The sequence below is a fragment of the Nocardia sp. NPDC060259 genome, assembly GCF_042728775.1.
Lineage (GTDB): Bacteria > Actinomycetota > Actinomycetes > Mycobacteriales > Mycobacteriaceae > Nocardia.
The window spans coordinates 50793-72411 of sequence record NZ_JBHXAY010000026.1 but is presented as its reverse complement, the minus strand read 5'-3'; the positions used below and the strand labels follow the sequence as shown (position 1 = coordinate 72411).

The 21619-nt window shown below is 68.8% G+C and carries 24 protein-coding genes; 15 read left to right on the top strand and 9 right to left on the bottom strand.

The features are described 5' to 3' along the window. Positions 1-85: 85 nt before the first annotated feature. Together ACFWF2_RS13375 and ACFWF2_RS13370 are read right to left on the bottom strand one after the other, a co-directional pair. The gene (locus tag ACFWF2_RS13375) at positions 86-943 is read right to left on the bottom strand and encodes an alpha/beta fold hydrolase (protein ID WP_379307723.1); all 858 of its coding nucleotides are present in this window, start codon (positions 941-943) and stop codon (positions 86-88) included. Next, positions 940-1368 (bottom strand): helix-turn-helix domain-containing protein, encoded by a 429-nt coding sequence (locus ACFWF2_RS13370; RefSeq protein WP_379307722.1) that lies wholly within the window; start codon positions 1366-1368, stop codon positions 940-942. Before ACFWF2_RS13370 ends, ACFWF2_RS13375 begins: the two co-directional genes overlap by 4 nt. Before the next feature lie 297 nt (positions 1369-1665). On the opposite strand from ACFWF2_RS13370, the gene mshC reads away from it, so the two are divergent. Further along, the gene (gene mshC, locus ACFWF2_RS13365; protein WP_379307721.1) at positions 1666-2904 is read left to right on the top strand and encodes a cysteine--1-D-myo-inosityl 2-amino-2-deoxy-alpha-D-glucopyranoside ligase; all 1239 of its coding nucleotides are present in this window, start codon (positions 1666-1668) and stop codon (positions 2902-2904) included. On the opposite strand, the gene ACFWF2_RS13360 is transcribed toward mshC, so the two are convergent. Further along, the gene (locus ACFWF2_RS13360; RefSeq protein WP_379307720.1) at positions 2894-4237 is read right to left on the bottom strand and encodes a flavin monoamine oxidase family protein; all 1344 of its coding nucleotides are present in this window, start codon (positions 4235-4237) and stop codon (positions 2894-2896) included. The two genes, mshC and ACFWF2_RS13360, sit on opposite strands and share 11 nt — an antisense overlap. Before the next feature lie 65 nt (positions 4238-4302). Between ACFWF2_RS13360 and ACFWF2_RS13355 the strand changes: the two genes are divergently transcribed. The 5 genes from ACFWF2_RS13355 (at position 4303) to ACFWF2_RS13335 (ending at position 8982) form a co-directional block, all read left to right on the top strand. Next, positions 4303-4944: a TetR/AcrR family transcriptional regulator gene (locus ACFWF2_RS13355; protein WP_379307719.1), complete on the top strand. Its 642-nt coding sequence runs from the start codon at positions 4303-4305 to the stop codon at positions 4942-4944. 32 nt (positions 4945-4976) lie between these two features. After that, positions 4977-5675: a dienelactone hydrolase family protein gene (locus tag ACFWF2_RS13350; protein WP_379307718.1), complete on the top strand. Its 699-nt coding sequence runs from the start codon at positions 4977-4979 to the stop codon at positions 5673-5675. A gap of 84 nt (positions 5676-5759) precedes the next feature. Beyond that, entirely contained in the window at positions 5760-6545 is a 786-nt protein-coding gene (locus ACFWF2_RS13345; protein WP_379307717.1) for a universal stress protein, read from the top strand. A gap of 173 nt (positions 6546-6718) precedes the next feature. Beyond that, positions 6719-8137 carry a hypothetical protein gene (locus ACFWF2_RS13340; protein ID WP_379307716.1) on the top strand — a complete coding sequence of 473 codons (1419 nt, stop codon included), beginning with the start codon at positions 6719-6721 and terminating at the stop codon, positions 8135-8137. A gap of 2 nt (positions 8138-8139) precedes the next feature. Next, entirely contained in the window at positions 8140-8982 is an 843-nt protein-coding gene (locus tag ACFWF2_RS13335) for an Abi-alpha family protein (RefSeq protein ID WP_379307715.1), read from the top strand. Between the two features lie 6 nt (positions 8983-8988). On the opposite strand, the gene ACFWF2_RS13330 is transcribed toward ACFWF2_RS13335, so the two are convergent. Together ACFWF2_RS13330 and ACFWF2_RS13325 are read right to left on the bottom strand one after the other, a co-directional pair. Next, positions 8989-9645 (bottom strand): enoyl-CoA hydratase-related protein, encoded by a 657-nt coding sequence (locus tag ACFWF2_RS13330; RefSeq protein ID WP_379307714.1) that lies wholly within the window; start codon positions 9643-9645, stop codon positions 8989-8991. A 12-nt stretch (positions 9646-9657) separates the two neighbouring features. Further along, positions 9658-10266 carry a TetR family transcriptional regulator gene (locus ACFWF2_RS13325; protein WP_379307713.1) on the bottom strand — a complete coding sequence of 203 codons (609 nt, stop codon included), beginning with the start codon at positions 10264-10266 and terminating at the stop codon, positions 9658-9660. Between the two features lie 214 nt (positions 10267-10480). Here ACFWF2_RS13325 and ACFWF2_RS13320 point away from each other — a divergent pair, with 214 nt between their 5' ends. Continuing rightward, a complete protein-coding gene (locus tag ACFWF2_RS13320; RefSeq protein WP_379307712.1) occupies positions 10481-11026 on the top strand; it encodes a TetR/AcrR family transcriptional regulator in 546 nt (181 codons plus the stop codon). On the opposite strand, the gene ACFWF2_RS13315 is transcribed toward ACFWF2_RS13320, so the two are convergent. Both ACFWF2_RS13315 and ACFWF2_RS13310 read right to left on the bottom strand, forming a co-directional pair. Beyond that, the gene (locus tag ACFWF2_RS13315) at positions 11023-12888 is read right to left on the bottom strand and encodes a Na+/H+ antiporter (RefSeq protein WP_379307711.1); all 1866 of its coding nucleotides are present in this window, start codon (positions 12886-12888) and stop codon (positions 11023-11025) included. The two genes, ACFWF2_RS13320 and ACFWF2_RS13315, sit on opposite strands and share 4 nt — an antisense overlap. Before the next feature lie 55 nt (positions 12889-12943). Continuing rightward, positions 12944-13672, bottom strand: a complete 729-nt coding sequence (locus ACFWF2_RS13310) for a histidine phosphatase family protein (RefSeq protein WP_379307710.1) — start codon at positions 13670-13672, stop codon at positions 12944-12946. 176 nt (positions 13673-13848) lie between these two features. Between ACFWF2_RS13310 and ACFWF2_RS13305 the strand changes: the two genes are divergently transcribed. Further along, a complete protein-coding gene (locus ACFWF2_RS13305) occupies positions 13849-14562 on the top strand; it encodes a DsbA family oxidoreductase (protein WP_379307709.1) in 714 nt (237 codons plus the stop codon). A gap of 4 nt (positions 14563-14566) precedes the next feature. On the opposite strand, the gene ACFWF2_RS13300 is transcribed toward ACFWF2_RS13305, so the two are convergent. Further along, entirely contained in the window at positions 14567-15616 is a 1050-nt protein-coding gene (locus ACFWF2_RS13300; RefSeq protein WP_379307708.1) for a glucose 1-dehydrogenase, read from the bottom strand. 228 nt (positions 15617-15844) lie between these two features. On the opposite strand from ACFWF2_RS13300, the gene ACFWF2_RS13295 reads away from it, so the two are divergent. The 4 genes from ACFWF2_RS13295 to ACFWF2_RS13280 are packed head-to-tail and all read left to right on the top strand — an operon-like array spanning position 15845 to position 18175. Next, a complete protein-coding gene (locus tag ACFWF2_RS13295; RefSeq protein WP_379307706.1) occupies positions 15845-16630 on the top strand; it encodes an N-acetylmuramoyl-L-alanine amidase-like domain-containing protein in 786 nt (261 codons plus the stop codon). Between the two features lie 19 nt (positions 16631-16649). Next, positions 16650-17207, top strand: coding sequence for an isochorismatase family protein (locus tag ACFWF2_RS13290; protein WP_379307704.1), 558 nt, complete (start codon positions 16650-16652; stop codon positions 17205-17207). 17 nt (positions 17208-17224) lie between these two features. Beyond that, positions 17225-17770: a class I SAM-dependent methyltransferase gene (locus ACFWF2_RS13285; RefSeq protein ID WP_379307702.1), complete on the top strand. Its 546-nt coding sequence runs from the start codon at positions 17225-17227 to the stop codon at positions 17768-17770. 9 nt (positions 17771-17779) lie between these two features. Further along, positions 17780-18175, top strand: coding sequence for a MerR family transcriptional regulator (locus tag ACFWF2_RS13280; RefSeq protein ID WP_379307700.1), 396 nt, complete (start codon positions 17780-17782; stop codon positions 18173-18175). A gap of 2 nt (positions 18176-18177) precedes the next feature. Here ACFWF2_RS13280 and ACFWF2_RS13275 read toward each other — a convergent pair whose 3' ends face one another. Then, positions 18178-18270 (bottom strand): DUF664 domain-containing protein, encoded by a 93-nt coding sequence (locus ACFWF2_RS13275; protein ID WP_379307698.1) that lies wholly within the window; start codon positions 18268-18270, stop codon positions 18178-18180. Between the two features lie 44 nt (positions 18271-18314). Between ACFWF2_RS13275 and ACFWF2_RS13270 the strand changes: the two genes are divergently transcribed. Genes ACFWF2_RS13270 through ACFWF2_RS13260 form a run of 3 tightly spaced genes read left to right on the top strand, consistent with a single transcriptional unit; the run spans position 18315 to position 21619 of the window. Continuing rightward, positions 18315-18758 (top strand): helix-turn-helix transcriptional regulator, encoded by a 444-nt coding sequence (locus ACFWF2_RS13270; RefSeq protein ID WP_379307696.1) that lies wholly within the window; start codon positions 18315-18317, stop codon positions 18756-18758. 10 nt (positions 18759-18768) lie between these two features. Then, positions 18769-19179, top strand: coding sequence for a VOC family protein (locus ACFWF2_RS13265; protein WP_189028802.1), 411 nt, complete (start codon positions 18769-18771; stop codon positions 19177-19179). A gap of 55 nt (positions 19180-19234) precedes the next feature. Continuing rightward, positions 19235-21619: an ATP-binding cassette domain-containing protein gene (locus ACFWF2_RS13260; RefSeq protein WP_379307694.1), complete on the top strand. Its 2385-nt coding sequence runs from the start codon at positions 19235-19237 to the stop codon at positions 21617-21619.

The window sequence follows — 21619 nt, the reverse complement described above, 5'->3', positions numbered from 1 at the left end:
CAGCCAGGTGCTACGCCCTGGCGTGAACAGCCGGTGCGTTCGGTGTCGCCGCACCCGACGCGCGGCGACACCGAACTCGTCACCGTCACTCCGGTCGACCGGAGTGCGCGCCGAGGAACTCCCTGATCGTCGCGGTCTGACCGAACACCCCGTGACCGACATCGGGCAGCAGGCGCACCTCGCCCCGCGTGAATCCGCCGCGGGCACGTTCGGCGGTGCGTGCCGAATCGAACAGCACGTCGCGATCGCCGACGATCACCAGCACCGGAATGTCCACCGTGCGCAGTCGCTCGTCGCCGAAGAGGGGCAGACGCCCGGTGCGCGGCTTGAAGTGGTCGAAGATCAGTTCGACATCGTCGAGGATCGGGCCGGCCGTCGCGTCGTCGAGACCGAGCACAGTCCGTGCGGAATCGCGCACACTGCCACGGCCGACCAGACCCAGCAGCATGCCCTTCACCAGCCACCCGAATCGTTGACCACCGAGCCCGCCGGGGCACAGCAGGACCAGCGCGGTGACGCGGCCCGGCCTGCGCAGCACATAGTCGAGCGCCGTCCAGCCGCCGAGCGACATGCCCGCCAGCGCGACCGTGTCGAGTCCGAGGCCGTCGATGACCTCGTCGAGCCAGCTCGCGGTCGCGTCGCTGTCCAGCGGCAGCCGGGTCGGCGCGCTGAAGCCCGGCTCGCCGGGCAGGTCGACGGCATACACGCGGTATCGGGTCGCCCAGTCGGCGACGTCACCGCGCCAGGCCGTGGTGTTGGCGCCCGAGCCGTGCAGCAGAACCAGCGGCGGCGCGTCGACGGGGCCGGAGGCGACAACGAACGTCTCACCGGCGCCGGTGCCGATGCGCAGTTCCTCGCGCGGTACCGGCCAGGCGTCGAGGTGCTCGCGGTAGCGCTGTTCGACGACCCGTCGGCCTTCGGTGGACTTGTAGATGCCGGTCATGAGGTGAGGACTCCGTCCATGTAGTCGAGCAGCCGGGCGGTGTCGGTGAGACCGCCGAGCAGGATGACCTTGAGGCGCGATCGCCCCGGGTCGTAGCTGGTTTCCACGCGCAGTGGCGTGCCGCCGGGGCCGCGGGTCGCCGCCGTGGCGGTGAGCAGCGTGGTGATCCGGTCCGCGGTGGTGCGGTCGACGGCGTCGATCTCGACGATGCAGGAGGCCTCGGCGTGTCTGCCGGTCGCCTCCGGTGTCTGCGGTGCGGTGATCGGCAGGCCGGTGAACGCCTCGAGGTCGTCGTGGGCGATCCGGTACTGCTTGCCGATGCGGGCTGCGGGCAGTTTGCCGTCGCGGACGTAGCTGCGCACGGTGCGGACATGCAGTCCGAGTAATTCGGCGACCTGCTCCACCGAATAGAGGCGATCCGTCATGAAACTACCCTAAACGAATGTATCTATAGGGAGCAATAGGGAATGTTAGGGAGTTGTGGCATGTGACAATGCTCGCGATGCTCGTCATCTCCGCAACCATCAGCCCAGGTCGTGGGTACCGATGTCGACGATCCGCTCCATCAGGTCCGTGACCTGCGGATCTGCCTGAGTGCAACCCTTGACGGGAACGCCGGAACACGTTTGTGTGCAGGTAGCGGGCCGCGCGAGCGACACCGCGAGCAACCGCCTGACCGGGCCGCGGATCGGTCGCCTCGGCGGGGGCTCTACCCTCGAATCATGCAGTCCTGGTCCGATATCGCCCTACCGACCGTCCCCGGAGCAGGGCCGCCGTTGCGGTTGTACGACACCGCCGATCGCCAGGTCCGCCCGGTCACCCCCGGCGCGACCGCGAAGATGTACGTCTGCGGCATCACTCCCTACGACGCCACCCACCTCGGTCACGCCGCCACCTACCTGACGTTCGACCTGGTCAACCGGCTGTGGCGCGACGCGGGCCACGACGTGCACTACGTGCAGAACGTCACCGACGTCGACGACCCGCTGTTCGAACGCGCCGCCCGCGACGGCGTCGACTGGCGCGACCTCGGCACCTCCGAGATCGAGCTGTTCCGCGAGGACATGACCGCTCTGCAGGTGCTCCCGCCGCGCGACTACATCGGCGCCATCGAGTCGGTCGAGGAGGTGGTGGAACTGGTGCAGAAGCTGCTCGCCGCCGGCGCCGCCTACCAGGTCGACGACGCCGAATACCCCGACATCTACTTCCGGACCGACGCCACCGAGCAGTTCGGCTACGAGTCCGGCTACGACCGCGCCACCATGGATCAGCTGTTCGCCGAACGCGGCGGCGACCCCGACCGCCCCGGCAAGCGCGACACCATCGACGCGCTGCTGTGGCGTGCCGAGCGCCCTGATGAACCGTCCTGGCAGGCGCCGTTCGGTGCGGGGCGTCCCGGCTGGCATATCGAGTGTGCGGCGATCGCCCTCAACCGGATCGGCACCGAGTTCGACGTCCAGGGCGGCGGCTCGGATCTGATCTATCCGCACCACGAATACTCCGCCGCGCACGCCGAGGCGATCACCGGCACCCGCCGCTTCGCCCGCCACTACGTGCACGCCGGACTGATCGGTCTCGACGGCGAGAAGATGTCGAAGTCCAAGGGCAACCTCGTGCTGGTGTCGAAGCTGCGCCGCTCGGGCGTCGACCCGGCCGCGATCCGGCTCGGCCTGCTCGCCGGGCACTACCGCCAGGACCGGATGTGGACCGACGAGGTGCTCACCGACGCGCAGACCCGCCTGGCCCGCTGGCGTGACGCCGTCGCCCTGGCCGGCGGCCCGTCGGCGGCCGACACCGTCGCCCGGCTGCGTCAGCACCTGGCCGACGACCTGGACACCCCCAAGGCGCTCGACGCGATCGACAACTGGGCGACGCAGGCGCTGACCTACGGCGGCGCCGATCCCGCGGCCCCCGCGCTGGTGCGTGACGCGGTGGACGCGCTGCTGGGCGTCACCCTCTGAGAGGTCGCGGGCGACCCGCGACCTCCGTCTGCTCGGGCTCCGCTCGGAGGGCGGCCGCAACCTCCCCGGCCGCGCGCTCTCCCGACCGCACCGCACCCTCGAGATACCCGGTCCACCGCGGTGCGGTTTCGGTGCCTGCCCAATGGATCGGACCGGTCGGCCTGGCCGCATGCGTCAGGGCGTGGAGCGCCCCCGGCATCGGAATCGCGCTGTAGCCGCCACCCACATGCGGATCGTGATGCCACGACTTCTCATGCCAACTCAGGGGATTCATCGTCCGCCGACCGAAATGATGAGCCAGAGAGCCCAGCACGGTGTTCCGGCGATCGTCCGCCGAGAGCCGATCCAGAGCGCGCGCGGAGCGGCCGGGGACCAATACGCACAGGTGGCCCGGGCCGTCGTCCGGTGAGGCATCGAATGCGGCGGGAACCGGACCGCTCAGGTCGAGAACTTCTCCGCTGTAACCGTCCTCGCGCCAGAACGGGGTGTCGTAGACCGCGATCGCCTTATAGATCGTGCCCATCGAGGTACTGGTCTGAGCCAGCAGACGTTGCGCGGGCAGCGGCGGCTCGTGTCCGATCGCGGCGGCGATCGGCGGCGGCGCGGTGACGATCGCCCGGAGTGCACGGACCGGTCCGGACGGGGTATCCACCCGGACACCGTCGGCCGTCCGTGTCATGGCCGTGACCGGGCGACTCAGGTGCACCACCGGCCCGAGTTCGGCCGCCAGTGCGTCGGCGAGACCCCCGACCCCGCCGGATAGCAGCGATTCCTGTGCGCCACCGGCAGTTCCGAGCATGACCCGCAACCCACCCGCCGACCGGAGTCCGGTACCGAGCGCCCCCACCGACACTCGGTCGAGGTCACACGCCAGCGCTTCGGACAGGATGACGTCGAGGAGCCGCCGCGCCCGACGACCTGGAATCCGTGCGATCCAGTCGGCCACGGTCACCCGATCGGTCTTCGCGCGGAAAGGTAAGCGGGACAACATCTCCAGTCGCAGCAGTGCCAGCCCGGCCGAGAGTGTGGTCAGCGGCGCGGACCCGACCTTGCGACCGCCGTCGACCAGCAGTGGTGTTCCCTGAGCGGGGGTGGGGAACAGGCGCATCCCGAATTCCGTCGCGAGCGCGGTCACTCGTGTGTGATCGTGACCGATCCACTGGCCACCCAGATCGACCGGCGTGCCCGCGCCGGATCGCACGGTGAACGCGCGCCCGCCCACCCGATCCGCCGACTCGAGCACGAGAACGTCCACGCCGCGCGATCGCAGGGCCCGTGCCGCGGTCAGTCCGGCGAATCCTGCCCCGACGATGACGACTGTTGCCTCTTCCATGACTACTCCCGGTTATGCAACGCATGTTGTAGAACAAGTGTTGCATAACCGGGTAGGCTGTGGCTATGCCTCGACAGGTCGATACCGCGGCCCGACTCGTCGCCGTCGGTGAAGCCGTACTGTCCCTCGCGGTGGACGAGGGGTTCGGCGCGGTGACAATCCGTGCGGTGGCCGATCGCATCGGCGCGTCCACCTCGGTCGTGACCCACTATGTGGGCGGCCGAGACAATATGCTGCGCACCGCGATTCGTCGTCAGATCGACCTGCGCCGCGCCGAGGGCGAGGCGGTGCTCGACGTGCAAGGCAGGACGGGTGCGGCGGCCCTGCGCGCACTGATCGAATGGGCGGTGCTGACTCCCGATGAGCAGACGCACCGGGTGTGGCTGGCGCTCGTGCTCGGGAGTCATGCCGAACCCGTTCTGCGCGCCGAACTCGATCTGTTCAACGACTGGTGGGACGGTTGTATCCGGCGTCTGCTGGCCGACGCGGGCATTGCCGAGACCGATATCGAAGCCGTGTGCGACGTCCTCGATGTGGTGGTCGACGGGCTGGTGGTCACCGGCTTCGACGAGGGGCGCCCGTGGTCGACCGCGCGCCGGGAACGGGCGCTGACCGCGCTCTGGGCGACCCTCGAATCGTCAGCGTTCGGGAGCGGTGCTCGATACCTGCCCGAACCTCCGATCAGCGACGCGCCGACCGATCGGTGACGGATCGCGGGCGCGGACTCTAGATTCGAGGGATGGAATCGATCGAGATCGAAAGTCCCGCCGGACAGCTCGAGGTGCTGATCGCGCGCCCGCAGGGGGCGGGCCCGTGGCCGGGTGTCGTCGTCCTGCACGACGGCCTCGGCCTGAATGCCGATCTGCGCCATCAACTCGACATCGTCACCGGTCACGGCTATCTGGCGATCGCGCCGAACCTGTTCACCCGTGGCCGCGCCCGCTGCATCCAGCAGGCGTTCCGTGCGCTGGCGTTCACCGGCGATGGCCCCGCGGTGGGGGAGATCCTCGCCGCCCGCGACCGGCTCGCCGCCGACCCCGACTGCACCGGCCGCATCGCGGTCCTCGGCTTCTGCCTCGGCGGCGGTTTCGCGCTGCTCACCGCACCGCAGGGTTTCCACGCCTCGGCCCCGTTCTACGGCGGTCTCTACGGCGACTACAAATCACTGCTCGACGGCGCGTGCCCGGTGGTTGCCAGCTACGGCAGGCTCGATCCGTCACTGCCCGGCGCTGCGGGCAAGCTCGAAGCCGCGCTGACCGCCAACGGCGTCGAGCACGACATCAAGACCTACCCGAACGCCACCCACAGCTTCGCCAATATCCTGCCGGGAAACGCGGTGCTGCAACGCATCGGACTCGGCTACGACGAGGCGGCCACCGACGACGCCTGGCAGCGGATCTTCGCCTTCTTCGACCGGCATCTGCGCACCGGCGAGTGAGCCACGCGAGACGGTTGCCGGGAGTGTGCGGCGTTTATACTGTGGCCAAGCGCAGCTGACCTGCCGTCGATCGGAGAGCGTCACATGGGGTACCAGCGCATCGTGGTGGGGTCCAACGGCTCGGAATCCGCGCGGACGGCCGTCGCGGTCGCCGGGGAGCTCGCACTCAAGCTCGATCTCACGGTGACGGTGGTCAGCGTCTGGAAGGAAGCGACGCTCAAGGCGGGCACCGATTCCGCGTGGGCCGAAGCGGTCACCGCGGCCGCCGCCGAAGCGCTGCTCGACGCGGGCCTGCCCGACGTGCGGTGCCTCGAGCTTCCCGGCACCGCGGGCGCGGTCCTGCTGGAGGTCGCCGCTGGAGAACCCGGCACCCTGCTCGTCATCGGCGGCGGTAGCCTGGGCAGTTCGAAGGCGCGACTGCTCGGTTCGACCGCCAATCATGTGTCCCACCACAGCGAATCCGATGTCGTGTTCACCCACAAGATCCCGAAGCGGTGGACCACGGTCGGGCTCACCACCGACGGATCGGCCAGCTCGATCACCGCGGTGCGCCGCGGTTACGACGTCGCGGTCGCCCTCGGCGCGCGCCCGTTCCTGGTGACCTCGGCCAAAACCGACGACGACGGCGCCGCGACGCTCATCGACGTCGAAGGCGCCGCCGAGGTCGATGATCCGGAACTGTTCGGCCGCGACGTGCTGACCGGGGTTCCCGCGGCGGAGGCGATCTGCAACGCGGCCTGGAAATACGACCTGGTGGTCATCGGCAATCGCGGAATGAGCGGTCCCGCACGGCTGTTGGGTTCGGTCGCCAACAAGGTCACCCACGATATCGACACCAACCTGCTGTTGGTGAACACCACCCACGCGTGAACGGCGGGCCGACGAATCCGCCGGCACTGTACGCGATGAACTCCGTGGTATCGGGCTGATTTCAGGTTTGCTCCGGTTTAACGGGTAACCAGCAAACTTGCCCGGAACCTACTGTTCGGTCACTTATGATGACCGGACGCGCGAGGTTCGGAATACAACGGAGTGGACGCTGGATGAATGCTGGGATCGAAGCGGCGGGCTTCTTCGGCCTGCTCGACTGGGAGAAGACGACCGGCCTGAGCAAGTTCTGGGTCGACATGATCAGCATTCCGATCTTCAGTGCCATGGCCGGTCTCATCACCAACTGGACCGGGGTGATCATGTTGTTCGCGCCGGTGCGGTTCACCGGGTTCTATGTGCCCGGCCTCAAGACGATCTTCCCGCTGCTCCCGCGCAAGGTGCAGATCCTGCCGACGTTCGCGCCCGGCGGCATTCTCGGCTTCCAGGGTTTCATCCCGGCTCGCGCGGAGAAGATGGCGAGCCTGATGGTCGACAATGCCGTCGCCAAGATCGGGACCGCGAAAGACTTCTTCGACCAGATGGATCCGCGCAAGATCTCCGCGCAGGTCGCGCAGGTGGCATTGCCGAACGTGCGGTCGATGGTCGATTCGATCATGATCACCGAGCATCCGCAGCTGTGGGCCGACATGCCGCCGCGCGCACGCGAAGTCGTGTACTCGACGGTCGAAGCGGAACTGCCCGCGATCACCGACCGCGCCTTCGATTTCATCGGCGCCAATATCAACCAGTTGCTCGATGTGAAGCTGATGGTCGTCGGCTATCTGCGGCGGCGCCCCGAACTCCTCAAGGACGTCATCTACGGGCTCGGCGCGCCGGAACTGCGGTTCATGATCCGCAGCGGTGTGCTCGGTCTTCCGTTCGGTGTGATCGTGGCCCTGTGGTTGTCGTTGCTGCACTACAGCACCCCGCACGGGGACACGCCCGCCCTGATCTCCCTGCCGGGCTGGCTCTACACCATCCTGCATTTCCTGCCCGCGTGGATGTGGGTGCTCCTCGGTGGCGCGGTCGTCGGCATGCTCGTCAACATCATCGCGATCAAGGTGGTGTTCGAGCCTGCGACACCGCAGCCGCGCTACAAATACCCGTGGGGCGTCGCGAAATTCGCGAAACGTCAGCATCAGGCCGCAGCCGATCTCGGACACGCGATCGGCTACCAGATCGTCACGCTCGATGTCGTGACCGAACAGCTCCTCGACGGGCCGAGCGGCGACAAGACCCGCGCCGTCATCGCGCACTTCCTCAAGGCCGAGATCGACCGGGTACTCGGGCCGCTGCGATCGGTGACCCGCCTGGCGGTCGGGCCACGCCAGTTCGACGCGATCCAGGCGACGGCGGGTGCGAGCCTGGCGACGGAGCTGAAGCCGTGGCTGGTCGAGGACGTCGAGTTCTCCCAGACGACCGCGGCCAGCGTCGACCAGCTGGCCACCGAGAAACTGCGCGAACTGCCGCCCGACGAGTTCGTCGAAATGCTCTACACCGCCATCGAACAGGACGCCTGGCTGCTGTACGCGCACGGTGGCGCGCTCGGTGTCCTCGTCGGCTCCCTGCACCTGCTGGTCTTCGGAGTGTGAGCATGGACGAGCGCGAGAACCTTCCCGAACCCGTCCCCGAGCCCGGGATTCCCACCGACCTGGCCGGATTGGCGCGCATCGCCGGACTGTCGTTGCGCCACATCGTCGGTGCGGTCACCAAGGGCGCGTTGCACACCGCCACCGATCTCGCCGACGACATCCGCGCGGGCGAACCGATATCGCAGATCATCGACCAGCGGGTCGAATCGCTGCGCCGGATCGCGCTCAGCGCGCTCGGCCTGACCAGCACCGCCTCCGGCGTGTACGGCACTGTCGAATCCGGTGTCGAGGCCGAGGACCTCAAGGCGATGGGCGACGCGATGATCACCGAGGGCTGGGATTCGGCGCAGCAGCCCCGCGATCTGCACCCCTCGTTCGTGCCGATCCTGCACGACCTCACCCCCGACGAGGCCCGCATCCTGCGTTTCCTCGCCGTCGCCGGTCCGCAGCCGGCGATCGATATCCGCACCAAGGCGCCGTTCGGGATCGGTTCGCAGCGCCTGGCCGACGGCATCAACATGATCGCCTACATGGCCGGATGCGCACTGCCCGAACGTGATCACCACTATCTGGGCAATCTCCGCAGGCTCGGGCTGGTCCGCTTCTCCACCGAACCGGTCGCCGATTTCCGCCGGTACGCGTTCCTGGAGGCGCAGCCGAGCGCCCAGGCGGCCTACAAGTCGGTGAAGATGCGGGCGATCAGCTCCTATCGCAGCATCTACCTGTCGGTGTTCGGCAAGCAGTTCTGCGACGCGTGTTTCGTGCTCGGCGACTACACCGGGGGCGGCTGGGCCAGTGACGATCGTGGTGACGTCTATCTGGGCAAGGGCCCCCGGCTGCCGTGATCGCCGTCAGTCCTTGCCGCGCAACGCGTCCAGGACATCGGCGAACATCACCGACTTGATCGCGGTGAGCGTGCCCTGATCCTTGCCGCCCAGCGGCGCGACCATCGCCAGCGCGGTATCGAGGACCTCGGACTCGGCGACCGCGGCGTCGACCAGGTCGGCCGCGAGCGCGTCGGTGCCACCGTAGCGGCGGGCCGTGGTCATCGCGGCGATCGCCGTCTTCGGGGGCACCTTGGCCTGGATCAGGGCGGCCATGCCGTTGGTGAACGGGATACGGATGTCGGCCTCGGGGAAACAGAAGAAGCCGCGATCGGCGCGCATCACCCGGTAGTCGTGCGCGATCGCCAGCATGGCGCCCGCTCCGAAGGCGTGGCCGCCGATCGCGGCGACGGTCGGCATCGGCAGGGTGAGCATCCGGCCGAAGAGGGTGTGCACGGCTTCGACGTATTCTGCGGCGTGGTCGCCGTTGGCGGACAGCCAGTCCAGGTCCAGGCCGTTGGAGTAGATCTTGCCGGTCGCGGTGGTCACCAGGGCGGCGGCGCCCGCGGCGACGGCGGCGTCGAGGTGGGTGTGCACCTCGGCCATGAAGTCGGGGGAGAAGCGGTTCTCCCCGTCGCCGAGGTCGAGGATCGCGATCGCGTCGTGGTGGCGCAGGGTGGGCATGGATGGTTCCTTTCAGCGGGGGCCGAGTTCGAGCACGGCACGGACGGCGGCACGCAACTGTCTGCGGGCCAGGGGATCGGTGAGCCGGTCGCGGCGCAGCAGCAGCGCGGTCGGCAGGTCGACAAGGCAGGTGGTGACGGTGGCGACGCCGCGCCGGTCGGCGCGACCCCACAGGGCGCGCGCGAGCCGTTTCAGCGCGGTGAGCAGGGCCTTCTCGGTGGCGGCGATCTCGCGCGCGAGGTCGGCCGGCAGGTCACCGATGAGCAGGTCCGCGCGGTCGACGAGCATCAGCAGGCGGGCCGAGTCGGGGTGGGTGTCGGCCAGACGCGCCGGGGTCTCGGCGGCATCGACGACCGCGTCGATCCTGGCGCTCGGGTCGGTGGCCTCGACGGCGCGGTCGATGTCGGTGGCTTGCAGGGCCAGGAAGCGGCGGGCCGCGCGTAACCAGGTGCGCGCCAGCACTTCCTGACGGGAGGCGAAGGTGTGGTACAGCGCGCCGTTGGAGACTCCGGTCGCGGCGGCGACGGCGCGCACGGTCACCGCGGCGGGACCGGAGCGGGCGGCGATGTTCTCGGCGGCGTCCAGCACGGTCTCCGGGTCGTGAGTGCGCGGTCTCGGCATGAACAAAAGTTTACAGAGCGTCTGCTCTGTTATTCCATTCGGGTGCTCTCATCAGCTGGTAGTACACGTATTCTGTTCCAGCACTTGGTATTTCGAGATCGCTTCTGAAGATTCCGCCACAGCATAGACTTCGTTGTGCTCGCACGAGTCCTCGTTACGATCGGGTACTGTTCGCATTCTTCGGCCCTGTCCGCACGAACAGATCGGCATCGCGATGTCCCGAGTGGTCACCAAGGAGCAGTACTACGACACCGCTGTGGCGGTGCTCGCCGAGTTCGGCTTCAAAGGTCTCAACATCGGTGTGCTGTGCCGTCGCCTCGGTGTCACCAGCGGCTCGTTCTACCACCACTTCGGCTCGTGGCAGGGCTTCGTGGACACGCTGTTGGAGCACTGGGAGACCCGGCAGATGGTCGAGCTACGCGCGCTGGATGTCGGCCATGGCGATCCCGATGCCGACGTGCGCGCCATGTCAGCGCTGGCCAGCGGTCTCGAACACGGCGCCGAAGCCGCGCTGCGCGCCTGGGCGGCCAACGACGAGTCGGTACACGTGACGGTCAAGCGGGTCGACGAGTCACGCAGGCGGACCGTGCACCGCGTCATCGACAGCGTCGTCGGCGACGAGGCGACCGCCTCGGTCGTCACCGAGTTCGGGATGGCCATGCTGATCGGCTACCAGCAGCTGGCCGCGACCGGCGAACCCACCGAACTGGACCGCCTGCTCGCCGAATACGCGCGCCTGATCTACTCGCACCGCCGCTAGCCGAGCAGCTCGTCCACGTAGCACCAGCGCCAGACCTCCCCGGGCTCCACGCTGCGCATCACCGGATGCGCCGTCGCCGCGAAGTGGGCATTGGCATGGTTGCCCAGCGAGGACTCGCAGCAGCCGATATTTCCGCAATCGGTGCACATCCGCAGATGCACCCAGGGCCGACCCTCCTCGACGCACTGGCGGCACACCAGCTCACCGACCGGCTCCCGCAGCAGCGGCGCGTGCTCGAGATGCGCGCAGCCGTCGGCGGCCCCGGCACCGGCGAGCGGTTCGACACCCGGTTCCTCGTCGGCCTCGTCGAACCGATCGATCATCGACTCCTCGAGATCGAGCCGCGCCAGCACATGCTGGAGCACCTCGTAATCCACCGTCCCGGCATCGCGGACCCGCAGCACTGCATCGCGTTCGGCGCCCAGCATCGCCAGCCGCAGGCGCCGGTACTCCGCGGTCGGGGTCATCTGTTCGGCTTCGGGGCGTCCCAGCCGTTCCCAGGCCGCGTTGGTGCGCCAGACCAGCCGTTGCCGCAGCGACTCGACCACCGGTTCCGGCGTGTCGGGGCCGATCTGCTTGTCCAGTTCGGCCAGGCCCGCGCTCGTAGCCTGTTGCAGCAGATCGGCTTTCGCGAGCGCGTCCTCCGCGCGGCTCGGCCCGCGCAGGCGCAGCAGCCGCACCAGCCACGGCAGCGAGGTGCCCTGCACCAGCAGCGTGCCGCCGACCACCATCAGCGCGAGCAACTCCAGTACCGGCAACTGCGGTGTCGTGGCGGGCAGCAACAGCACCGCCGCCAGGGTCACCACGCCACGCATCCCCGCCCACGACACCACCGCGGCGTGGCTCAACGGCTCGGTCGTGCGCCCGAACAGCCGGGCGACCAGGACCGGGGTGAACACCCAGACGGGCCGCGCCAGCATCACCGTGGCGAGCACCGCCACCGCCGTCACCAGCAGGGTGCGATGGTCGAGGCCGCTGTGCCAGGCGCCATCGACGATCCAGCGCACCTGCAGGCCGATGATCAGGAAGACCGCGCTCTCCAGAATGAACTGGATGGTGCGCCAGTTCGTCGTCTCCGCGACCCGCGACGCGGCGCCCTGCCAGCGTTGCGCGCCGTGACCGAGGATCATCCCGCAGGTCACGACCGCGATCACGCCGGAGGCGTGCACGCGCTCGGCGGGCAGATAGGCGACGAACGGGGCGAGCAGCGACACCGTGGTGTCGAGCACCGGATCGTTGATCCGCTTGCGCAGCAACACCAGTCCCGCCGCGACCGCCCCGCCGATCACCGCGCCACCGACCGCGGCGAGCAGGAAGTCACCGCCGATCTGCCACACCGTCACCGCGCTTGCCATCGCCGCGATCGCCCCGCGCAGCGACACCAGCGCCGTCGCGTCGTTGAACAGCGACTCGCCCTCGAGCACGGTCACGATGCTGCGCGGCATCCCGGTACGGCGCGCGATCGCCGTCGCCGCCACCGCGTCCGGGGGAGCGACCACCGCGCCAAGCGCCACCGCCGCGGCGAACGGCACCGGCAGCAACCACCACACCACCAGCGCCACCGCGAAGGTGCTGAACAGCACCAATCCCACCGACAGCGACGCGATGGTGCGCAGGTTGTCCTTGAAGTCGACCAGCGAGGTGCGCAGCGCCGCCGTGTAGAGCAGCGGCGGCAGCAGACCCAACAGCACCACCTCGGGCTCGAGATGCACCTGCGGCACCATCGGCACATAGGAGGCGGCGACGCCGGCCAGGGTCAGGACGAGAGGTTCCGACACCCCGAATCGCCGGGCCAGCGCCGCGAGCGCGGTCGCCGAGCCGACCAGAACCACCAAGCCGATCGCCATATGCACGACCAGCATTCTTCCATCGGCCCTACATCGGCATCAGGGCCGAGGCGCCATGCGTGCGTCGAGCTCAGCCGACCTGCTCGGTGCCCGCGAGATGACCGACCTCGCCCCACACCCGCAGCCCCAGCCGCGGACCTTCGCGCCGCCACTGCGACACCGACGCGTTCGGGACGGGCTCGAGGTGATCCGGTACCGGCGCGCCCACTCCTTCCAGGATGTAGCGCATCGACATCACGACCGCGTCGTGGGTCACCACCAGGACCTGCTCGCCCGCGGCGGCCACGTCCAGTTCGTCGAGGAAACTGCGCACCCGCAGCGCCACGTCGGCCAGCGACTCGCCACCGGGCGGGCGATACACCCAGTTGCCGACCCGTTCCCTGCGGGCCGCCTCCTCGGGGGCGCGGCGGCGGATCGCCTTGTACGGGTGCAGTTCGAACACGCCCATCTCGCGGTCGCGCAGCCGTTCGTCGACCAAGGTCCGGATCGGTCGCAGGTGCCGGTTGCGGGTGGCCGCGGCCTCTGCCATCAACGCCCAGGTCAGCCGGGTGCGCAGGTAGGGGGAGCAGACCACCAGCTCGGGTCGCTGCGTCCCGGACAGCCCCGCCAGCCAGTCGCCCAGACGCCGGGCCTGCCACTGCCCGTACTCGGTCAGGTCCATCTCGGCGTCGGTGCCGCGCATCGGCCGCAGTTCGGTCGCCGGGTCGGCGTACCAGGCATTGGCCTCGCTCTGGGCGTGCCGCACCGCCCACAATCCGCCCAGTGCGCGGGGCACCGCCAATCCTTCGGGCACCTGCACCCACCCCCTCCGTCGATCCAACGCCATCGGTTTTCCTTCGTGCTCGTCCCGTCGTGCCCGGACGCGCCAGGGAATAGCGGCTTCGTCGCCGGCGTTACACCCCAAGAATTTGAACGCCTGTCCAGATATGTCCGGCGGATCGCCGCCGGATTTTCGTGTGCCCGGAGGAGGCCCGCTTGACCACCAGAGTAGAGATCTGGACCGACATCAACTGCCCGTTCTGCTACCTCGGCAAGGCCCGCTTCGAGGAAGCGCTGGCAGGCTTCGACCATCGCGACGACATCGAAGTCGTGCACCGGTCCTTCGAGCTCGACCCCGGCCTGCCCGCAGGCGAGACCGGCCCGGTCATCCCGCGCATCGCCGCCAAATACGGCATCAGCGTCGAGCAGGCCGCCGCCAACGAGCGCTCCATCGGCGCCCAGGCCGCCCAGCTCGGGCTGCCCTACCAGAGCACCGGCCGCGACTACGGCAACAGCTTCGACATGCACCGCCTGCTGCACTTCGCCCTCGAACAGGGCAAGCAGGACGCCCTGCTCGACGCCCTCTACGCGGGCAATTTTGCCGAGCCCGAACCGGTCTTCGCCGACACCGAACGCCTTGTCGCGCTCGCGGTGCGCGCGGGCCTGGACGAAGCCGCGGTGCGCGCCGTGCTCGCCGACCCGGACACCTACGCCGACGCCGTCCGTCAGGACGAACGCGAAGCCACGCAACTCGGGGCGACCGGCGTGCCGTTCTTCGTCTTCGACAACAAGTACGCCGTCTCCGGCGCTCAGCCGACCGAGGTGTTCACCCACGCGCTCACCACCGCGTGGAACGACCGCCCGGCACCGCTGGTGATCACCGCCGGGTCCGACGGTGAGACCTGCGGCCCGGACGGCTGCAAGATCTAACTGCTCACAGGTCGATGACGACCTTGATAGCGCTGTGGTCACCCGGCTCGAACGCCTCGAGCGCCCGCTCCAACGGCAGCCGCCGGGTGATCAACCGGCCCAGCCACTCCGGGTCGGCTTTCGCCAGCGCTTCCGCCGCCAGCTCGTAGTGGTGCCGGTTGGCGTTGACCGATCCGAACACCACCGCGTTGTCGAGGACGATGTTGCGATTGAGCGCACCGACGTCGACCGAGGCGTCGTTACCGGGGGTGGACACCCCCGTCAGGCAGACGATCATGCCCGGATTGTGGATCTTCGCGGCCTGCAACGCCACCGCCGGTGCGCCGGTCGCCTCGATCACGACATCCGGGTCGACCTTCTCGGCCACCTCCGCGGCCGAACCGGTGTGGAAGGTCCCGCCGAGATCGGCCACCAGCCCCGGCTTCGGACCCTCCGTCGACCGGTCCAGGACATGCACGTCCAGCCCCCGCTGGGCACCCAGCATCGCCGCCAGCAGACCGATCGGTCCCGCACCGGTGACCAGCACCGTCTTCGGATCGAACCACGCCCGCCCGTTGATCTTCTCGATCTGATCCCACGCCTTGGCCACCACCGTCGTCGGCTCCATCAGCACCCCGACCTGAGCCAGCGACGGATCGAGCCGCACCGCGTAATCGACCGGCACCACCCACTCGCTCGACCCGAACCCGTCAATCTGCTTGATCCCGCGCTCCACATAGTCCCCGTTGCGGCACATGTCGAACTCGCCGCGCGCACACGCGCCACACGGCACCGGATCGGGGCGGCGCACGATCCCGACGACGAGATCGCCCGCGGCGAAACCACTTCCGTCCGGTGCGCTCCGCACCCGGCCCAGCGACTCGTGCCCGAGGATCAGCCGGTCCCGTCCCGGCGGCGCCCAGCCGTACTCACCCGAGGCGATCTCACGGTCGGTACCGCAGATGCCGAGCGAGATCCCGTCGACGAGCAGCTCGTTCGGCCCCGGCACCGGATCCGGCACGTCCTCGATGCGCAACGATCCGGGCTGGTTCGGCACAACGGTCAAAGCACGCATGTCGGTTTCCCTTCCGCCGCAACGGCGATGCTGTCGGAACCTGCACGAGCAACTTGTTCGCGAACCGCCGCGAACACGGACTACCTGCGACAACGGTACGTGATCGCGCAGGTGATCCTGGACTTCGTCGGCCGCGCGGTCATTGTCCCCGACAGCTGTGGCGGCGCCCGGCCCGTCGGCTACGGTGGAACCGCTCGCACCGATCGACCGTTGCCTGCTGGAGGCGTCTTGCGCATCATCGTCCGGATCCTGCTCGTGCTCGCCGCGCTCGTCTGCGCCGCCGCACCCGCCCTCGGCGCACCGGCCGTCGACGACGCCACCGGCCGCAAGATCGACGAACTGCTCGCCGTGCGCGCCGAAGCGGGAGCTGTGGAGCGTGGCGAACTGCTGGCCCGGCTTTCCGCCCGCCTGCTCGGCACTCCCTACGGCGCGAACATGCTCGTCGGATCCGCCACCGAGCCCGAACAACTCGTCGTCGACCTGCGCCGCGTCGACTGCTTCACCTTCCTCGACTACCTCGACGCCGCCTCCCGCTCGACCGACCGCGACCAGTTCGTCACGAACCTGATCGCCACCCGCTATGTCGACAGCCGCGTCGAATTCACCCAGCGCAAGCACTTCTTCACCGACTGGGCCGCCACCGGCCGCATCGCCGCCACCGACATCACCGCGAGCCTGAGCTCCGCCGCGGTCACCACCACCAAGCACCTCAACGCCAAAGCCGACGGCGGCAACTACCTGCCCGGCCTGCCCGTCGTCGACCGCGCGATCACCCACATCCCCGCGGCCGCGGTCGACGGGGGAGTCGTGGCAGGACTGCGCACCGGCGACTTCCTCGGCGCCTACACCCCCGCAGCGGGCCTCGACGTCACCCACGTCGGCATCGTCGTCCAGACCCCCACCGGCCCGGTGTTCCGCAACGCCTCCTCGCTGGCCGAATACCGGGTCGTCGATACCCCACTGGCCGACTACGTCCGCACCACACCCGGCATCGTCGTCCTCCGTCCGCTCTGAATCCCGTGAGGTTTCGCCCGTGACCACATTGCCCGACCGTCCCCATACCGCGCTGCTCGTCGTCGACGTCCAGAACGGTGTGGTCGCCGAAGCGATCCACCGTGACGAGGTGGTCGCCAACATCGCCGCACTCGTCGACCGTGCCCGCGCCGCCCGCGTACCGGTGATCTGGATCCAGCACTCCGCCGACGACCTCGTCACCGGCACCGAGGCCTGGCAGTACGTGCCCGAACTCACCCGCACCGACGGCGAACCCCTGGTGCACAAGCGCTACGGCGACTCCTTCGAAGACACACCGCTCGAGGAACTGCTGGCCGCGGCGGGCGCGGGCCACCTCGTCGTCGCCGGCGCCGAAACCGACGCGTGCATCCGCTCCACCCTCCACGGCGGTTTCGTCCGCGGTTACGACGTCACCCTCGTCGCCGACGCCCACACCACCTTCGACAAAACCCCCTGGGGCGCACCGAAACCTGACGACGTCATCGCCCACACCAACCTCTACTGGCGGTACCAGCAGGCACCGGGCCGCACCGCCGCCGTCCGCCCGACCGCCGAGCTTGACTTCATGTCGACCTGAACAGGCACGGTGGTCCCATGACCACCTTCGGCTCTGCCCAGAGCGCCGGCTACGACCGCCGCGCCACCCGCCTGCTCGGCAGCCTGTACCGGCGCGTCACCGCCGACATCGACACCGCGACCACCCACGGCGCCACCATCGTCGACATCGGCACCGGACCGGGAAAGCTCCTGTCCTGCTTGGCAACCCGACGCCCCGACCTCCGCCTGCACGGCATCGACCTGTCCCCGCACATGATCGAGATCGCTCACCGCAACCTCGACGGCCACCGCGCCGAACTCACCGTCGCCGACGTCGGCGACCTCCCACACCCCGACGCGAGCATCGACCTCGCCGTCTCGAGCCTGAGCATGCACGAATGGCCCGACCTCGCCGCCGCCACCCGCGAACTGCACCGGATCCTGCGACCCGGCGGCACCCTCGCGATCTACGACTTCCGGTTCGCTCGCACCACAGCGATCCAGCAGGCGCTACGAGCGCGGTTCGGCACGGTCGACACCGAAACCGTCCGGCTCCCATGGCATCCCGTCGCGGTCATCACCCGCTACCGCGCCACGGCATAGGGTCGGCGGATGGCGGGTGAACACTCCACGGTCGGTGCGGCGGCGGCACACTTCGGCCTGCCCACGCACGTCCTGCGGCACTGGGAAGACTGCGGACTGCTCACCCCCGAGCGCGACTCCGCGGGCCGCCGCCGCTACCGCGACACCGATCTGGACACCATCGCGATGATCGTCCTCGGCAAGATGGCGGGCCTGTCCCTCGACGACCTCGCCATCCTGTTCACCCGCGCACCCGACCGCGCCACCCGCCAACAGGTCCTCCAAGCCCACCGCACCCGCCTGACCGACCAACTCGCCCGCACCAGAGCCGCCCTCGACGCCGTCACCCACGTCCTCGACTGCGACGCCGAGGACTTCCGCACCTGCCCGCACTTCCTCGACCAGATCGCCGCCGTACGACACTGAGGTCAGACGCCCGTGTCTCCGTCGATGCGTTCCCGGATGAGATCGGCGTGGCCGCGGTGGCGGGCGTACTCGGTCTCGTTGTGCCAGACGGCCACAGCGGTGCTGGGAAACCCCGCTCGGACGTGAGACGATCGCGCATGTGACCAGCACCCCGGAGCGGCCTCAGCATCTCAGGGATCTCGCACTGCTGCGCCGCGTCCGCGACCGCATCGATCGCGAATACGCCCAGCCGCTCGACGTCGAAGCGCTCGCGCGTGGCGTGCACATGTCCGCCGGGCACCTCAGCCGCCAGTTCCGCATCGCCTACGGCGAATCGCCGTACTCCTACCTGATGACCCGCCGCATCGAACGCGCGATGGCGCTGCTGCGGCGCGGCGACCTGAGTGTCACCGAAGTCTGCTTCGCTGTCGGTTCCTCCTCGCTGGGCACCTTCAGCACCCGCTTCACCGAACTCGTCGGCGTACCGCCAAGCGTCTACCGCCAGCAGCAGGCCGGAGCGACCCAAGGCATGCCATCGTGCGTGGTCAAGAAGGTGACCAGACCGATCAGGAATCAAGAAGCGCCGGCTTCGGCAGGTAATTAGCGTGGTCGCCATGAACATCACCATTCACCAGAGCTACCTCCCGCAGGACGACCCCGACGCCGCGCTCGCCTTCTACCGCGACGCCCTCGGCTTCGAGGTCCGCAGCGACGTCGGCTACGGCGGTCTGCGCTGGATCGTCGTCGGCCCCGCGGGCCAACCCGACACCTCCCTCGTGCTGACCCCGCCCGCCGCCGACCCCGGCATCACCGACGAGGAACGCCGCGTCATCACGGAGATGATGGCCAAAGGCACCTATGCCGGGATCAACCTCGCCACCGACGACCTCGACGGCCTGTTCGAGAAGCTCCAGGCAGGCGATATCGAGGTGGTCCAGGAACCCACCGATCAGCCCTACGGCGTCCGTGACTGCGCCTTCCGCGACCCCGCGGGCAACATGGTCCGAATCCAGCAGGCCAAGTAAGCCCGACCGCCGGTAGATTCGATATCCGGCGACGCCGACTGACCGAGGGAGACTCATGAGCACGGCCAAGAAATCCGGCACCGCGACTGTGGAGCCGGCCGACAGCCACGACCTGATCCGCGTGCACGGCGCGCGCGTCAACAACCTGCGCGACGTCAGCGTCGAGCTCCCCAAGCGCAGGCTCACCGTCTTCACCGGCGTCTCCGGGTCCGGCAAGAGCTCGCTGGTCTTCGGCACCATCGCCGCCGAATCTCAGCGCCTCATCAACGAGACCTACAGCGCGTTCGTGCAGGGCTTCATGCCCAGCCAGTCACGTCCCGACGTCGACGTCCTCGAAGGCCTCACCACCGCCATCCTGGTCGACCAGTCCCGCCTCGGCGCCGACCCTCGCTCCACCGTCGGCACCGTCACCGACGCCAACGCGATGCTGCGGATCCTGTTCAGCCGCCTCGGCGACCCGCACATCGGCTCCTCGCAGGCCTTCTCCTTCAACGTCGCCTCGATCAGCGGCTCCGGCGCGGTCGCCGTCGAGAAGCACGGCGTCACCGTCAAGGAACGCCGCAGCTTCACCATCACCGGCGGCATGTGTCCCACCTGCGAGGGCAAGGGCAACATCAACGACATCGACCTCACCCAGCTCTACGACGAGAACAAGTCCCTCGACGAGGGCCCGTTCACCATCCCCGGCTACAGCATGGACGGCTGGATGGGCCGCATCTACAAGGGCAGCGGCTTCTTCGACCCCGCCAAGCCGATCAAGAAGTACACCAAGAAGCAGCTCGCCGACCTGCTCTACAAGGAGCCGACCAAGATCAAGGTCGACGGCATCAACCTCACCTACGAGGGCCTGATCCCCAAGATCCGCAAGTCGATGCTGTCCAAGGACGTCGAGGCGCTGCAGCCGCACGTGCGCGCCTTCGTCGAACGCGCCGTCACCTTCGGCACCTGCCCCGACTGCGACGGCACCCGGCTCAGCGCCGAAGCCCGCTCGTCCAAGATCGACGGCATCAGCATCGCCGACGCCTGCGCCATGCAGATCACCGACCTCGCCGAATGGGTCAAGGGCGTCGACGACCCCTCGGTCGCGCCGCTGCTGGAATCGCTGCGCCAGACCCTGGACTCGTTCGTCGAGATCGGCCTCGGCTATCTGTCGCTGTCGCGGCCATCGGGCACCCTGTCCGGCGGTGAAGCCCAGCGCGTCAAGATGATCCGCCACCTCGGCTCCTCGCTCACCGACGTCACCTACGTCTTCGACGAGCCCACCGCGGGCCTGCACCCGCACGACATCCAGCGCATGAACGACCTGCTGCTGCGTCTGCGCGACAAGGGCAACACGGTCCTGGTCGTCGAGCACAAGCCCGAGACCATCACGATCGCCGACCACATCGTCGACCTCGGCCCCGCCGCCGGTTCCAAGGGCGGCACCATCTGCTTCGAAGGTTCCGTCGACGGTCTGCGCGCCAGCGACACCGTCACCGGCCGTCACTTCGACGACCGCGCCGCCGTCAAGGACACGGTGCGTAAGTCCGGCAGCGCCTTGAAGATTCGCGGCGCCAAGGCCAACAACCTGCGCGATGTCGACGTCGACATCCCGCTCGGTGTGCTGGTCGCGATCACCGGTGTCGCGGGTTCGGGCAAGAGCTCGCTCGTACACGGCTCGATCCCGATCGACGAGGGTGTCATCTCCATCGATCAGGCCCCCATCAAGGGCTCGCGCCGCAGCAACCCCGCCACCTACACCGGTCTGCTCGACCACATCCGCAAGGCCTTCGCCAAGGCCACCGGCGCGAAACCGGCCCTGTTCAGCGCCAATTCCGAAGGCGCGTGCCCGAACTGCAACGGCGCCGGTGTCGTCTACACCGACCTGGCGATGATGGCGGGCGTGTCCACCGTGTGTGAGGTGTGCGAGGGCAAGCGTTTCATGGCCGAGGTGCTCGAATACACCTTCGCGGGCAAGAACATCAACGAAGTGCTGTCGATGCCCGTCGACGAGGCGCGCGAGTTCTTCGGCGAAGGAGAGGCCCGCACCCCCGCCGCCCACAAGATCCTCACCCACCTCACCGAGGTCGGCCTCGGCTACCTCACCATCGGCCAGCCGCTGACCACCCTGTCCGGCGGTGAACGTCAGCGCCTGAAGCTGGCCACCCACATGTCCGACAAGGGCGGCGTCTACATTCTCGACGAACCCACCACCGGCCTGCACCTGGCCGACGTCGAACAGCTCCTCGGCCTGCTGGACCGCCTCGTCGACGCGGGCAAGTCGGTCATCGTCGTCGAACACCACCAGGCAGTGATGGCCCACGCCGACTGGATCATCGACCTCGGCCCCGGCGCAGGCCACGACGGCGGCCAGATCGTCTTCGAAGGCACCCCCGCCGACCTCGTCGCCGCCCGCTCCACCCTCACCGGCGAACACCTCGCCGACTATGTAGGCGCCTGA